Annotated in this window: 11 protein-coding genes; all 11 read right to left on the reverse strand. The window is 49.7% G+C overall.

Going from position 1 to position 15823, the window contains the following annotated elements; all coding sequences use genetic code 11:
- Positions 1–9: 9 nt before the first annotated feature.
- Positions 10–825 carry a carbohydrate ABC transporter permease gene (locus tag K7P76_RS04310; RefSeq protein WP_232183569.1) on the reverse strand — a complete coding sequence of 272 codons (816 nt, stop codon included), beginning with the start codon at positions 823–825 and terminating at the stop codon, positions 10–12.
- Positions 826–835: 10 nt separating this feature from the next.
- Positions 836–1726 carry a carbohydrate ABC transporter permease gene (locus K7P76_RS04315; protein WP_232183570.1) on the reverse strand — a complete coding sequence of 297 codons (891 nt, stop codon included), beginning with the start codon at positions 1724–1726 and terminating at the stop codon, positions 836–838.
- 130 nt (positions 1727–1856) lie between these two features.
- Positions 1857–3242, reverse strand: coding sequence for an ABC transporter substrate-binding protein (locus K7P76_RS04320; protein WP_232183571.1), 1386 nt, complete (start codon positions 3240–3242; stop codon positions 1857–1859).
- A 33-nt stretch (positions 3243–3275) separates the two neighbouring features.
- On the reverse strand, positions 3276–4133 hold the full coding sequence (locus K7P76_RS04325) for a DUF6923 family protein (protein WP_232183572.1): 858 nt from the start codon (positions 4131–4133) through the stop codon (positions 3276–3278).
- A gap of 119 nt (positions 4134–4252) precedes the next feature.
- Positions 4253–5116, reverse strand: coding sequence for an AraC family transcriptional regulator (locus K7P76_RS04330; protein ID WP_232183573.1), 864 nt, complete (start codon positions 5114–5116; stop codon positions 4253–4255).
- 142 nt (positions 5117–5258) lie between these two features.
- A complete protein-coding gene (locus K7P76_RS04335; protein WP_309244728.1) occupies positions 5259–6413 on the reverse strand; it encodes a DUF2264 domain-containing protein in 1155 nt (384 codons plus the stop codon).
- Between the two features lie 54 nt (positions 6414–6467).
- Complete coding sequence (gene lacZ / locus K7P76_RS04340; RefSeq protein ID WP_232183574.1) at positions 6468–9524, reverse strand: beta-galactosidase, LacZ type; 3057 nt, start codon at positions 9522–9524, stop codon at positions 6468–6470.
- Positions 9525–9559: 35 nt separating this feature from the next.
- The gene (locus K7P76_RS04345; protein ID WP_232183575.1) at positions 9560–11362 is read right to left on the reverse strand and encodes a heparinase II/III family protein; all 1803 of its coding nucleotides are present in this window, start codon (positions 11360–11362) and stop codon (positions 9560–9562) included.
- Positions 11343–11837, reverse strand: coding sequence for a family 43 glycosylhydrolase (locus K7P76_RS04350; protein WP_232183576.1), 495 nt, complete (start codon positions 11835–11837; stop codon positions 11343–11345). Before K7P76_RS04350 ends, K7P76_RS04345 begins: the two co-directional genes overlap by 20 nt.
- Positions 11838–11855: 18 nt before the next feature.
- Positions 11856–14096 (reverse strand): AraC family transcriptional regulator, encoded by a 2241-nt coding sequence (locus K7P76_RS04355; RefSeq protein WP_232183577.1) that lies wholly within the window; start codon positions 14094–14096, stop codon positions 11856–11858.
- A 106-nt stretch (positions 14097–14202) separates the two neighbouring features.
- Positions 14203–15801, reverse strand: a complete 1599-nt coding sequence (locus K7P76_RS04360; protein ID WP_232183578.1) for an extracellular solute-binding protein — start codon at positions 15799–15801, stop codon at positions 14203–14205.
- Between the last annotated feature and the right edge of the window lie 22 nt (positions 15802–15823).

Here is a 15823-nt window from a genome sequence, read left to right on the forward strand (position 1 = left end):
ATGATCCCCCTATCCTTTAATTCCGGAATTCATAAAACTACCGATAACCTGCCGCTGAAAAAGCAAGAAGCCGATCATGATCGGCGCCGATACGATAAGCGTCGCCGCGCTCACGTCGGACCACTGCGCGCCCGATTCGGTCGATTTCGCGAACATCGCCAAACCGACGGTCAGAAGGCGATTTTCCTCGGAGTTGGTCACGATCAGCGGCCATAAAAAATCATTCCAATGAAAACTGACGGATACGATAGCAAACGATACGTAAATCGGGCGAGACAAGGGCACATAAATGGTCGACAAAATGCGCAGCCGCGAAGCTCCCTCTACGCGTGCGGCCTCTTCCAGTTCATAAGGCAACTGCTTAAAGGACTGCCGCAGCAGGAAAACGCCGAAAGCGGAAGCAAAGTAAGGCAGCATGATCCCAACCTTCGTATCGAGCAGCCCCATCTCGTTCAGCACCTGGTAATTGGAAAAAATGAGAGCGTCGGGCGGCACCATAATTTGCACTAAAAACAACATAAACAAGAGGTTGCGGCCAACAAATCGAATCCGTGCGAACGCATACGCAGCCATCGTCAACGTAATGAGTTGGACGACGAGCACCCCTCCGGTTACGAATACGGTGTTCAGCATAAATTGACCGAACGGCGCGCCGTTCCATACATGGACGATATTGTTGAACGTCCATTCCGATGTCCATCCGGATCCGATGGCAGCCTCCTTCGGTAAAAAAGCGGTACGGATGACCCAGACAAAGGGAATTAGCCATATGGCGGCAAAGCCGAATCCGATTCCATACAGAGACAACTTTAACGAATTGTGCATGAACTCTGTCCTATTCGTAATGGATTTTGCGATCCCAACCAAAAAACTGCATGGACGAGACAATAAGCAGCAGCGCAATCATGACTACGGTCATCGCGGCAGCCATTCCCTGGTCGTAGTAATTAAAAGTCGTGTCGTAGATGTAGTACAGCAGCAAGTTGCTCGCGTTATTCGGCCCGCCTTTGGTCATGATCCAAAGATGATCTACAAGCTTAAAAGAATTCGTGATGGCTATGACCGCCACGAACAATGTCGTCGGCATCGTCAACGGAATCGTAATTCGCCGTATGGCCGCCATCGCGCCGACTCCGTTTACAGCAGCCGCTTCGTATAAATCTTTCGAAATTTGCTGCATTCCCGCCAAATAGAAGATCATGAAGTAACCGGCTTCCTTCCAGATCGTCATGACGATCAATGCACCCATCACCGTATCCGGCGTACCGAGTAAATTGACCGGCTGCTCTGAAATCCAAGAAGCGAACCTCGCAAACAATCCAAAATGAGGAGTGTACAAAAACAACCAAATGTTCGCCACGGCGATCATCGGGATCATATTCGGATAGAAAAACGCAATTCTCACAAGCGCCCGGCCTTTCAATGCCTTGTCGGCAAACAGCGCCATAACGAAAGCCAACACGATCGAAGCCGGTACGGTTCCAAGCGCAAATACGATATTGTTGTTGAATACTTTCATGAAGACGTGATCCTTCAACAGGCCCGCATAATTGCCGAATCCGACGAACAACGGTTCCGGCGTAGCTAGATTTTTCTCGTATAAGCTAAGCCAAACGGATTTCAGCATGGGATAATACGTGAACATACCTAGAAACAGAAGCGACGGCAGAACTAACCCCCATCCGAACCCGTTCCGTTTGAGCTTCTCGCTCCATATGGCATTCATTCCTTTCAGTCCTTCCCGATCAGACTCAATAGATTCGGGTACTTAGTGTACACCGTACGAAACGGAATACGTCAGGACAACCGGACAATGGTCATCCTGACGTACGTTCATCGTTTCGACCCGACCCGTATTACTTGTTGAATGGAGCGAGCGCCTGATCGGCTTCTTCCTGAGCTTTCTTGAGCGCGCCCGCCGCATCGATTTGACCGGCTAACGCAGCTTGAACCTGATTAGTAATGGCCGTCGACACCTTGCCATGATTATGGGTCGACAGTTCACGGAAAGCGTACTGCAGTTGATCTCTGGCTACAAGCGCCTGCGGGAAATCCGCCGTATACTTCTTCATCGCTTCCGTATCGTACGCGGATTTCCGGACCCCTACGTATCCCGACGAGCTGCTGAACAGCGCAGCCTGCTCCGGCGCCGTCATGTACTTCACGAATTCCCATGCCGCCGCTTGTTTCTCGGCGGACGTATCCTTGAAGATGTAGAGATTTCCGCCGCCTGTCGGAGAGCCGAACTGCTTCCTGGCTGGCGGGAACGCGGTGCCGAAGTCGAATTTGGCGTTATTTCTTACGTTCGTCAAGTTGCCGCTCGTATGCACCATCATCGCCGTTTTGCCTTGGATGAAATCGGTCGGCACGGTCGCCCAATCGATAACGCCTTCCGGCATCGCCTTGTATTTATGCGACAAATCTAACCAGAACTGCAAAGCTTCGATGTTCTCCGGAGTATTGAACGTCGCTTTTTTGCCGTCTGAGGACATCAGGTTTTGCTTCGGATCGGACGCGTTCTGACGAGCGAACATTTGCAGCATCCAATAGGAGTCGTCGTTGCCTGGAATCTCCAATCCGTTATGGCCGTCTTTGTTCAGCAGCTTCGCATCCTGGACAAGCTCGTCCCACGTCGCAGGCGGCTTCTCCGGATCAATCCCGGCAGCCTTAAACATTTCTTTGTTGTAGTACAGGATGATCGTACTCCGTTGGAACGGGATGCTGTAGGTTTTGCCTTCCGACTGAGTATCTTCCACAAAAGCGGGATAGAAATCCATCATGTTGATATCCGGATCTTTCGCGATAAAATCATCAAGCGGAACGATCGCGTTCGTATCCAGCATGCTGTACAACTCCGTCGACATCATGACAGCCACATCCGGCGGCTGCTTCGCTTGAACGCCCGCCTGAATTTTAACGGTATTGTCGCCGTAGTTGCCCGTGTACACGGGATTCACTTTGATTTCCGGATGCTTTTCCATGAACGTTTTGGCCATCCCGTCGATTACTTTCGTTAACGGACCGCCAACGTTGACCGGATAATAAAACGTTATTTCAACTTGACCTTTCGGCGATGCTGCCGCTTCTGACGAGGGCGGCTCGGATTCGCTGGCACTGGCGGAAGGTTGCGCGGAATTGATGTCCGTTTCCGATGCCGACGAATTTTCGTTCGACTTGCCGCAGCCTGCCAGCGCGATTAAACATACGAGCAACAGCAGCATCGATTTCGATTGCTTTAACATTTGGTTGATCCCCTTTTTCGGCAGCGACTTGGATTAAAGCGCGTAGTGGCGAAAATTCATACTGATGCGATTAGAGCCTACGTCGAGGATATGGAGAATCGCGCCATTAGAAGTAGGCAGAACGGCGATTCCTTGCGCTTCGGTGCCGCTCGGCAAATTGCGATCGAAAGCAACGGTCACGTTCCCGTTGTCCGGATCGATGCGATAGACGGTCTGGGTGCTATTATCCGAAGAAGCGTACAGGAAACCGTTATAGATCTCGGCGCCTTGAATGCGATCGATAGTTTGGGTTAGAGGGACTGTCTTGATCAGGTGCATATCGTCGAGGCTGAATACGTTCAGTACGGCGGCGTTGCTCCATTGGGCCGTATAGACTTGTCCACGCCCGGCATCAACCGCTACCCAAGGAACGCCTCCAATGTGAAGGTTGAGCGGCAGAGCGAATGAAGTTCCCGTGTATTCCAATGTATTCGCATCATAAAGGGCGATATAAGGATGCTCATAATGAGCTCCGTCTTCGATTGGAGCATAGATTTTACCGTCGTAGTAGGAAATATCTCCGATGTGATCTCCTCCTTGGGCGGATATCGCCGCAGGGATCGCCATCGCATTGCGCGCCTTCACGGTTTTGCCGTCAAGCTCCGTACGCAGAAGGCCGTAGGGGGAATTAAAGATCCATGAATTTCCGTCTGTAGCTACGCCTTGGCCTCTATCGAGGGCATCGAGCAACCAAAATGTTTGCTTGGATACTTGATGCCAAGACTCGGTGGCTGCAGTTGCAATTACGGCTGTGCTTCCCGTTCCCGTTGGCGACGCGGATGCTGCAACAGACAAGGAACCGACCGCAACAACTCCAGCGCAAAGCAAACTCAATGTTCTCCCTAATCTCATGTTTCTCTCCTCCAAATAGGTTTATAGCTTGGCATCTCACCGCCTAGCTTCAACCTTATTGTAGGGCTTGCCCTCTACTCTCCTATTGAACAAAATGCCTCTTTCATTGAACAAAACTATCATTCTAACCGAAAGCCTGCATCGCTTGTTTTCGATGAAACCTGATAAGCGTAAAGCTTCGGGGTAAGGCCGGTTTCGCGTTTGAACAATCTCGTGAAGTGTCCTTGATCGGCAAACCCGGCAAGAGCCGCGATTTCCTTTAGGCCGACTTTACCCGAACGGATGAGAAATTTAGAGCGCTCGATTCTTAAACGAATCAAATAAGTATGCGGCGTATACCCGGTCTGTTGTTTGAAAATACGGATAAAATGGGACAAGCTCATATTGGCCATAGAAGCCAGTTCGGTCAGCGGGATTTCCGCATCCAAGCTCTCTCGCATGTATTGAATGACTTGGAAGATTTCCTGATTGGCCAATGTTTTGGAGTTCGAATCCAGTGGAGTAACGACGGAATAATGCTGCAGCAGATGAATCATCAGCATATTCGACAAGGAATCGCTGTATATTTTTCCTTTGCGGCCGCCATTCTGCAGTTCCTCAAGCATCCAAAGCCCAAGCTGCAGCAGCTTGGAGTCTTTCAGATGAAATTTGCGTTCCAATTGAATATGCCCTTCCGCCATGAAGCCGGATTCGAGCGCGACTTGCTCGAGTACGGAAGGAGGAATTTCAATTTTCAGAAAATAAAGCGACGTTCTCCCCCACGGACAAAGGATGTTATCGTTGCACGGAATAATATGTATGGTGTAGTAGTTTTCATAGTATGCCGTGCAATGAATTCCGATTAAATGAGTAGTCGCCGGATTGGCACCGAATGCTTCATATGGACTATACCATTGCGATACTTGAAGCTTATCCCACCCGAACCTATCGCTGCCAAGTACGGGCTCTGTTGTCGTGTAGGACATTTCATCCTTTTCATACATAGCCATCACCCCTTATTTTCCAATTTAACAGTCTTCTATACGCTCCATATCAATAAGCTGTTAAAGCTATGTTAATATGCACTCCGTATTGTTCGATGCAACAAAAAACTTCCGATCTCAGAGTGATCGGAAGTTCAGTTGACTAACCGCTATGGAATTCAGCTACTGCCCTATCCACCGAAAATGGTAAACCCGACCAAGCTTTGCGGGATGTCCAGTCCGTTGCCGGATCAAGCCAGAAAGGATGTTCTGCGGGTAAGCCTAAGGGCAAAAATACAGTTGTACATAAATACAAGCTTCCGGTCGAAATGTAGCTCTCTCCAATGTCCGGTTGGTGACCGCAAAATCCGATCGTTAACCATCCATCATCCGTAAACGTCCCGGGCATCTCAATCATGTTCCGGATGACGGCGGTTAATGCTGAGCGGACTTGAGAAGGTGAAATCGCCTGTGGCAGTTCATTGCGCAACGCTGACATAGCCAAATGTTGAAAGGCGCCAAAGCGGTAAGCAAGCGATCTCCCGATAGCCGGAAACGTCCCTTCCGGGGAAATCAATCGCTCTTGAACTTCTGCATACCGCCGCGCTCTATGGTGAATCGTGCTTCGCAGCTTTTCCCAATCCTCGTATTTGTCCCCTACCCTGTCCACAATCTCAAGCAGCATCGGTTGGATGACGTAACTATTGTAGTAGTCCCAATGAAACTGAGGACCATCGCCGTAAATCCCATCTCCCAAGTACCACTGTTCATGCTGCCGGATCGCATAATCCACCCGCATGGAATCCCAGTCGGATTCTCCAATGGAGAATAGAGCCGTCTCGATGACGGCCGAGAAAAGCAGCCAATTCATGAAAAATGGCTTTCGCGTTCTCGTCTGCTTCAAGGCGGCAATGATATTACTCTTCACTCGTTGATCTAACTTCCCCCATAGCTCCGTGGGTGCTCTCATTATCGCATGCGCCAAGAAAGCGGCGTCTACAATCGGCTGAAAGCCTTCTTTGAAGTTCATATAATCGGGAGAAGCAGGATCCGTTCCGGCATCGATAGCAGAGCGGGCCCATGCAGCACATTGCTCTCTAAGCACACCCTCCTCTCCATCCCGGCTTCCCGTTTCAAGCCACGAAGCGATTTCCGCAAGCGTTCTCCCTAACGCTTCCAAATAAGCGAAGTCGGAACGAACCTCGCCTGATCCATTCATCGACGGCATTTTGATCTTGAGCTCACGATGATGAAGCGCTTCTAGAACAGGCCTTGCGATCCTAAGCATCGTCTGAAGCCAATAAGCGCGATCCGACACATCGTGACCTCCCCGAATCGGGCAATAAATTGCCCCCTTTGCACTCAAAATAAATCACGCCTCGTTCCGACCGTCGACACCGGAAAGGTAGAACTCAAATTCCATCTCCTTGTCCGCCGGAATCAAGTATTCATCATGCACGGGCGCACCCCAGCTGTCATCTCCGCCTACTCCCATCTGCCGGCCAGCCACGGTGACGACCGTGTAATGAACGTTCGGAAGCTCCCATGCATGATCCGCATGCTCCAGCTCGAACGCGGTATAAGGAGACAGATTCAGCTCTAAAGGCGCCGATGGATTAGCTTTAATCTCCAGACCAACACCCCTGCCGTTCGTCAGGCTCACTCGCCGGACACCGGTGCGGTTTCCGGATTCCTGCGGAACCAGATAACGGGATGGCAGGTCGATCACCTGACGCTGGAAAATTCCCAGACGGGCTCCGTGCGCGCGATCGATGTAGTTCTCCTCAGGACCCATGGCATACCATTCCGAATCGTTATAATCGGCTGGCAGCTTGAATGATACGGCCAAAATCGGAAGATTCGGCAGATCCGCAACTCCCTTGTAATGCGTCCGAACCCGGATGCTTCCATCCGAAAATACCGTATACGCGATGTTTACCGCTACCTCCGTACTTATGCTAAACCTGTAATCGAAGGCAACGGTTACACGGTCAGCCTCTTCCTTTAGTTGCAATCCAACGCATTTACGCGTCAAACTGGCGGAATACCAAGCTCCTGACTTGAAGCCTAAGCCTGCTCCCTTGTCGTTATCGGTCGTCGCACGCCAAAACAGCGGCGCCGGCGGGGCGGCAATCATCTCGCGGCTGCCATAGCGCAGCGAAACTAGAGTTCCCGCCTGTTTCGAGAACAGGACGGAGAATCCTTCTCCCGTAACGCCGATATTGACATCTCCTTCAACAAGCTTCAGCTTGCCTGAAGGCTGTTCCCGCGCTGATTTCTCTTCGATCATGAATACAAACTGGCCAAAAGCGACTTCGAATCCCGCTTCAGCCCACAAAGCGGCTTCCTTCAGCGTGAGCGAGGCATGAATGCAGTACTCTCCGCTTTGTCCGTTCACATCCGGCAGTTCGATGGGAACGAGCGCTTCGCTTTGCGGAGCTGCGGCTACATTCGTCTGCCCCGTGTAAACTTCCTTGCCTTCACGGTAAAGCCGGTACTCCAGAAGAAGCCCGTCCGTTCCTACGAACAAATTTTCGTTCATCACTTTAATCGCTGTGAGGGTAGGTTCGAGTTTAATGTTTTGATACAAAAATTTCACTTCCTGCATCTTGGGTGTCGCTTCCCGATCCGCATATACGATGCCATTGCCGCAGAAAGTGTAATCGGTCGGACGATCGTCATAGTCGCCGCCGTAAGCCAAATATTCCTGGCCATATCTGTTTTTCTTAAGCAAAGCCTGATCGATATAATCCCAAATGAAGCCGCCTTGGTACATCGGATATTTTCGTTCCAGCTCCGTGTATTTGTGAAGGCCGCCAACCGAATTGCCCATCGCATGCATGTATTCGCAACTGATATACGGTTTGTCCGGATTGCGCTCCAGGTACAATTCAATATCGGCTGGCTTCGCGTACATGCGGCTCTCCATATCGCTCGTATCATTGAATTTACGGTTATGGAATACGCCTTCGTAATGAACTAGCCGTCCCGGATCCGCTTCACGGAAATAATTCGAGACATTCAAGATGACCTCACCGGCGTAGGATTCGTTGCCGCATGACCAGATCAGAATCGAAGGATGATTTTTGTCCCGCTCCAACATGGAGCGTGCCCGATCCATCACGATCTCCTGCCATTCCGGCTTATCCCCCGGAATGTTCCAGGAAGGCTCAACGGCGCCCATCTTCTGCCATGAGCCATGCGACTCCAGATTCATTTCGTCAATGACGTAAATCCCATATTCGTCGCACAGCTCGTACCATAACGTCTGATTGGGATAGTGCGACGTGCGTACCGCATTGATGTTGTTTCGTTTCAGTGCCGCAATGTCCCACAGCATGTCTTGTTTCGTAATGGCGCGTCCCCGCCGGCAGTTGAATTCGTGACGGTTGACGCCCTTGAAGACGATCCGCTTGCCGTTCAGGTGCATCAGCTTGTCCTTCATCTCAAAACGTCGGAAACCCGCTTTCTGTACGATAGCCTCTACAAGATCGCCCTTATCGTTGCGGATGGAAAGGCAAACCGCATACAAATACGGATGCTCCGCGCTCCACGGTTTGACCTCTCCCGCTTCGAGGGACACGCTGAGTTTGCCTCCACGGAATTCACTTGTTTCCGATAATAACGTCCGGCCTTCGGCGTCTTTCAATTCCAACTTCGCGGTAACGGCCGCCGTTTGGTCCCCAATCAGCTCGAGCTCCGCCTTCAACATTCCTAGCGTGTAAGTATCGTCCAACTCGGCGCGGATGCGCAAATCCCGGACATGCAGCTCCGGAACCGTATACAGGTATACATCGCGGAAAATGCCCGAAAACCGCCAGAAATCCTGATCCTCCAGCCAACTGCCGGTGCTGCGCTGGTACACCTCGACGGCCATCTTATTCGCCCCTTCCCGGATGTGAGGGCTAAGGTCGAATTCGGAAGGCGTGAAGCTGTCCTCGCCGTAACCGACAAATTCGCCGTTCAGCCAGACGTAAAAAGCCGACTCTACTCCCTGGAACGATATATAGACTGGCCGGTTCTTCATGTTCTCAGGCAACTCGAATGTCTTGACATAACTGCCCACCGGATTATGTTCCTGAGGTATTGCCGGAGGCCGAACTCCGTCAAGTCCGTCCCAGGGATACATCGTGTTGACGTATTGCGGCGTTCCCCAGCCCTGAAGCTGAATATGGCCCGGCACCTGAATGTCGTCCCATCCGGCACAGTTATAATCGAGACGGTAGAACGGCTCGATCCGGCTTGCCGGATTCACGGCGTAACTGAACTTCCAGCTGCCGTTCAGCCCATGCCGCATAGGCATCGGCAGTCCGGCCTCCGCTTCTTCCATTGTCGTATAATACCGGTGATCCGAATGCGGATCCAACCGATTTACCTTGAACACGCTCAAGTTGCTAAGCCATTCAAGACTTGGTTTCATTGTTGTCATGGCATGATCCTCCTCTGTTCAACCCATTTAGAAGTTTAACGCAATGAAAACGACAGCTTGATAAAATCCGTCAAAGACGGCGACTTAACAGAAAAATCCAAAGCGAAGCAGTTCACCCGATTTCCAAAATGGTCGACGTGAAGCAGAGATTCAGTCACCCAATCCAACTGTTCCGGATCGAATGCGATCGATAACAAGGAAGGGCCGTCGCGAATGACGAGAATACCTTCACTTGCAAGCTCCGGTGGTTGGAGAACGATGAAACGTTCGGTGATGGACCGGGGACTTTCCGCAAACGTATAACGATCCGCCAACTCCAACCGCAATTCTGTTTTAACCCAAGTGAACGTTCTCACAAGCTGCAGCAGTTGTTCCGTATCATAAGCACTGGACATTTCAATCGCGAACACGTCGTATTCCTCCGATATCGACGCTTCACGTATCGTTGCCATGGCATCCCGCCCCGGTTTTTGACAGGCACCATTGATGATCGGAACGGAATGGCCCTGAGATCCGTTGCAAAGGATATCGTACCTTGCCGGACCGAAATAATCCCGTGAATACTGGCCGCTTCCCAAATCAAGCATGATCGGGTTCCCGTTGACGGCCAATATGAACTGACCGATATCATTATGATTGTGCGGTTCGGCGTTATGGCCGCCTTTGGCGGCAAACGCATACCTGCCGTCACCTAATACGCTTCTTGAAACAAACCATTGCGTATTTTCCATGTAATAGGACATTGCCGGCCAAGGCGATCCCGCCTCGTTGCGAAGCCAAAGCAAATTCCGGATCGCGGGGACCCATCTGCTGCAATGGTCGTCGTTAAAAACGGCACGCAACGAGGCATCCGGCACGTGGACTTCGTCATATAAAGTTTTTAAATAATGGGTGAGACCTAAGTACACCCCGGACTCGGGTACCGAATCGGAGAAGTTGACCACTTTCCGGTCGTCCAAAAAGCATTTCTGCTGGAACAAAGCGATTTGACCGACCTTATCCAGAACGAAAAGGTTAATTCCCCCGGACGTACGTTGCTTCAACAAATCTGCAAAATAGACGAAAAAACCGAAACCATACTGCCAGTAAGAATAACCTTCGGCGCAAGCACCGTCTGTCTCGAAGCCCTGCAAATAGAAGTCCATTGCGCAGATGACCCGCTCCAAGAAGGCGGCTAACCTGTCCGTTTCCGTCAGCAAGTAAATGGCTGCCGCACCGATCGATCCCGCACATACGGAAGCCCAATTGTGCGTTGCCGTTTCCCAGTCATAGGGACCTTTCTTCTCGAAAGGCTCAAACACGCGATTCTCGATTTCCAGTATGACTCGCTCTCGAAGCAACTCCGGCAATCCGTCACCGTATAGCGCCAATATTTCGCTTAGCGCGAATGCCGTTTCGGCGACGAACAAATCGATGGACCACTCGTCTCGATAGTGCGCCGGAAGACACCATGTGGATTCGTCGCATATCGACCGGATGATCTCGCATAGGGCCTCGCGATAAAGGACATGGTCCGGCTCTAGCAAGGACAGGATTCCGAATACGGTCAACCTTTTCCTTCTACGGAAATAGAGCCGCTCATATTCGCTTCTCGATCCCGTTTCCTGAAATAATTTAAACACATGATAATGAAGCTCCGGTATCGTCTCTTGAAGCAGCGATGCGGCTTCTCTCCGGATTTCCCCTATCAAGGATTCATAATCATCCAATTGGGACAACCGTGTAAGCGTGTCTTGAAGAGAGACATTTTGAAGCAAATACCGGCAAGGATCCGGTGTTGCGGCGGACAGTTTGCTTAAAATAAAGTTCTTCTTCATTTCATCCCTCGCGAATGACAAGATTGCCCTCTTGCCGCAAGACAGGAATAGAATCGCCGAATCCAACGGACCATGGGGTATCCAAGGCTTTAAACAAAAAGACCGGTTCAGAATCTGTCCCTTGGAGATCGGGCTGAAGACGTACGGCATACATTTCCCCGTCTTTCACCTCTACCCATTCGCGGCAAAAGATCATCCAAGGCGTGCCGGAGTAATCCTGATATAATGTACCGTCAAGACATTCCCATTCGGAAGGGGTCAGCGGCGCTCCCAACGGCTCAAAAGGATCGGTCGGTCCATCGGCGACAAGAATGCCCGTTCCCCGGCACCGGCCTTCCGCTTTAAAGCTTGCGAACATGTAATAGCGTCCATTCAAAGCATGCACTTCAGGCGCCCAGTAATGTCTATCCGACCAAAAATCGGGAGATGGACGGAACGCCGGTATCGGCCCTTCCCATTGCTTCAAATGGATATCCTTTAAGGGATTAAGGGACATCTAATGTTTCCTCCTCCTTCATTTCTTATCGCCAATGCTTTTGCGATAATCGGTTGGCGTTAACCCGAAATGTCTCTTGAACATTCGGTAATAGTAAGAAGGGTTAGTAAATCCGGTTTTATCCGCGATTTCGGCAATCGGCTTATCCGTACTCTGCAACATCTCGGCGGACTTCTCGATTCTGACCCTGTTGATGACATCCAGCAAAGCGTGCATGGTGACTTGCTTATAAACTCTGCCCAGATAGCTTGGAGAGATGTCCATTTCCCCGGCTATCCCATTTAGGGAAAGATTGGGATCCGCATAATTTTTCTCGATAATATCGTTGATTCTGCGAATTAGATCTTCATATTTCATGCTGCGTTTGCTATCTAACTTCTCGTGAATCTCATCGAACATTTTATCGAAGAGCTTCTCGAGCTCCCATATCGTTTCGAAATGCTCAATTGGCGGTATCGTTAAATCTTTGCCGGCATCGGATTCGATTAACCGATTTTTCAAAAACGCGTGAATGACGCTATTAATCGTGATCGTTAATCGGGATACCGTAGATTGAGCGACGCGAAGAGGAAAAGCGCTAGTCTCGCTCATAATGTTACGACAAACTGCATTGGCCTCTTCCATCCTGCCAGCCATCATGAAGTCAACTAATTTCTTCTCCTTGTCTACCGGAAAAACATAATTTTCCACTCTCACTAATTCGAAATCTTTAGCGCGTATGATCGCTCCATGACCGGCAAAGAATCGGTGATCGGAAGCCTCGTTCGTTTGTTTGAAAGCCGTATGCAATTGAAGCACCTGATCCTGAACGGGCGAGTAGGACAATGAAATGCCGATCTTCAAATGCTCCAGCACCGCTTGGCGGATTTGGAGGAGCAACGAATTAAGATAACCGTCATTGTCGAATTCAACGTCCGACGATTCGCCGACGATAAGCAGTACGCGGTCGCCTTCCAACTCGACGGTCTCGACGGAATAAGCTTGCATGGCAATCTCGGAACCGATATTCATCATGGCATACTTAAAAACCCGGAGATCCGAGCCCTTTTCTTCCGAAAATTCACGAAAGCCGTCTATCCGTAATAAAATAAGCCTGTACCTTTTTTGAAAATCGATGGATACGCCCCACTCGGCCATCTTGGAGCGCAATGATTTCATATTGATGGCTTCGGTCCCCAGAACCAAGCTTCGCAGAAACTGCTGGCGAATCGTATATAAGTTGTTCCTCTTCTCGCTCTCGAGCATATTCATCCGGTTGGCCATGTGGCCAAAAGGGACGTAAAGCTTGCGGGAAAGGAACCACGATAGGAATAAGCCTGCCACGATAATCCCGCCGGCAATCCAGATCGTCGTCCATAATATCGTGCTAACATTTTTCGTAATTAATTGGTAAGGGGTCACGCGAATGTATCGCCATTCCAGTGAATCCGGCCCGGTATAGGAAATAAACGACTTTACCCCTCCGACCTTCGCGATTCGGAAACCTGCGTCATCCGTTTCCAGAACCGGTTGGAGTATGGATTCGGAAATGCCGGGCTGAAGCTCCTGCTCCTCCCCGCCAAGGAGAACTCCGCGGTTGTCGATAATAAAGGATTGTCCCGCATTATTGGTCTTGCGATTTCCGATATCCTTGTTAATCCAATCGGCCGATATGTTCACGATAATGGCGGAGTTGACGCTCCCCTTGGCGCCGATCGCATCGTAGCATAAATAGGTGTAAACGCTTTTTTTCGCATTGTTGGCGTCCCCCGTTTTGTAAGTGCGCGGGATGGGGGTAAAAGGCTTATACTGTTTATAATTATTGATTAAACTTAATATAGCTTTGTCGGTTAGTTCATTTTTGGTGAGCAGGCCGTTTTGTCCGGAATTAGAGGCAATGTAGACGTTCGATGATTTGGGATTATATACATAAATCGACTCGATATAGGGCATGGAGTTCAAATAATTGGACAATTCGCCCATCGCCCCAATCGTATCGTAAATATTCGGATCCGAATAAAACAACAGCTTAGTAACGTTAATATTCCGGTAAATCTGAAACGTAAGCGATTGGGCGCTTTCCGTCATATTAAGAACTTCGCGGCTTGTTTGGGTTAAATTGTTCAAATCGGATTGGTAAACCTGATTAAGAACGATCCGGTTAAAAAACACAATTAAGACGGTGGAGGATACAGTTAGTGTCAAAGCGGTACACAAAACGATGCTAAGCAGTAGCTTGCTGTAGAAATTGCGACTTACACTTTCTTTTATTGGACGCAATCCGTTCACCACCTTACTAGAGGGTCGCATTCAGAATAAGAAAAGACCGGGTCCTAAGTCGCCATTAGGAGCCCGGCATTCCTATATTAAACCATAACTTCGCGAATTATTTAATGCCTTTGCTTGCGGTATACGCTGCCCACTGTTCTTTGTAAGAATTTTGCACTTTCTCGAGTCCGGCATTGTTCGCTTTGTCCATCGCCGTTTTAATTCCTTCGTCGATATTTTTAACAAGACCGGCGTACAGCGGGTAGAAATATTGCTTCTCCACTTGCTCCAGAGCTGCCCTTTCCGGTTGATAAGTAGAATAATCCTCAACAAATCCAGTAAACAAATCCGGTTTTGCAACCGCATCAAGCCTATCGAAGATTTCTTTTACGCCATCATAACTCTTATCGAACAACATGTATTCCGGATTTCTCCAAGCCCAACCTTGCATGCCTTCACGCGGGAAGCCGTTGGACGTGCTGTCGCCGACCATTTTGTAGTAACCGTCTTCCACCGTATAGTTTTTGCCTTCGATTCCGTATTCCGTCAATTGATTGTAACGTTTATCGGTAACAAGCTTCTCATAGAAAGCAAGCGCTCGCTCCGGGTTTTTGCTGCTTTGAGGAATGGCAAAGCCGTTATGAATCGGATGCACCGGCGTTGCGAAACCTCTTGTTTCGGCGTAAGGCGTGTAGCCGAGCTTCCACTCCGGGTGCGTGGACAGCATTTTAATCATCGTATCGTTATAGCGATTTGGATTGTCGCCGAGAATGGCAGCAGCTTTACCGCTCGTAATCGGATCTTGCAGCGTGTCTTTAACATTCAGAACGTTTTTCGGGAAGTATCCTTTTTGCTGCCAGCGTTGAATCGTTTCCAGATCCTTCTTCTGTTCATCGGAACCCCAGTAGGAATAAACTTCCGCCGGTTTGCCGTATTTAATGCCGATTCCGTAAGGAAGAGGTCCGCCAATCGTATCGTCGTTGATCTCCCGGAAAACATCCATAAAGTTCGTCTTGACATCGGAGTTCAGCGACAACGGTTGAATATTGGGTTCATTTTTCTTGATACCGTCTAGATACTGTTCAAAGCTAGCAATGTCTTTGGGCACCGGAAGATTGTACTTCTCGCGAAGATCTTCGCGATAGACGAATCCATTGTTTACGTATTCTTTATATGTTGCAGGAACCGTGTAAATTTTGCCGTCAATCTTAACCGCTTCCCACATATCTTGAGGAACGAATTGTTGCAGCTTCGGAGCGGCTGCGGGAAGAAGCTCGTCAAGCGGCAGGAATGCTCCGCTCTTGGCGTAGGATTGATATTGCGTCCAGTCCGCAGTAAAGATTAGATCCACCGGCTGACCGGAGGAAAGGAGCAGCTTATACTTCTGATCCCAGTCGGTCCATGAAGTGAAGTTGAATTGAACCGTTGCATTGAGCTCGGCTTCCGCCATTTTGTTGATCTCGGCTTGAATGGCCGGCAAATCTTTAGGAGCATCGCCAAGCATATAGAATTGAAGCTCAACCTTTTTTGAAGTGTCTAATCCCGTGCTGGATGACTCCGCAGGCGCCGATGCGGACGCAGATGGGGATTTCGATGTTTCATCGGACGGAGAAGCGCTGGAACTGGCGTTATTGCCGCTATTAGCGCACCCTGCTAAAACCGATACGAACATAATACTTGCCAAGATAGAAGTTAAGATCTTTCCTTTCTTTTTCATGTGAATCCTCCCTTTTAATTAG

It is taken from the genome of Cohnella silvisoli (assembly GCF_021190915.1).
GTDB lineage: Bacteria > Bacillota > Bacilli > Paenibacillales > Paenibacillaceae > Cohnella > Cohnella silvisoli.

Coding starts and splice junctions, on each gene's coding strand:
- K7P76_RS04325 (WP_232183572.1), bottom strand. CDS start 4,133: ATGAGATTAGGGAGAACATTGAGTTTGCTTTGCGCTGGAGTTGTTGCG.
- K7P76_RS04315 (WP_232183570.1), bottom strand. CDS start 1,726: ATGAATGCCATATGGAGCGAGAAGCTCAAACGGAACGGGTTCGGATGG.
- K7P76_RS04360 (WP_232183578.1), bottom strand. CDS start 15,801: ATGAAAAAGAAAGGAAAGATCTTAACTTCTATCTTGGCAAGTATTATG.
- K7P76_RS04310 (WP_232183569.1), bottom strand. CDS start 825: ATGCACAATTCGTTAAAGTTGTCTCTGTATGGAATCGGATTCGGCTTT.
- K7P76_RS04330 (WP_232183573.1), bottom strand. CDS start 5,116: ATGTATGAAAAGGATGAAATGTCCTACACGACAACAGAGCCCGTACTT.
- K7P76_RS04320 (WP_232183571.1), bottom strand. CDS start 3,242: ATGTTAAAGCAATCGAAATCGATGCTGCTGTTGCTCGTATGTTTAATC.
- lacZ (WP_232183574.1), bottom strand. CDS start 9,524: ATGACAACAATGAAACCAAGTCTTGAATGGCTTAGCAACTTGAGCGTG.
- K7P76_RS04350 (WP_232183576.1), bottom strand. CDS start 11,837: ATGTCCCTTAATCCCTTAAAGGATATCCATTTGAAGCAATGGGAAGGG.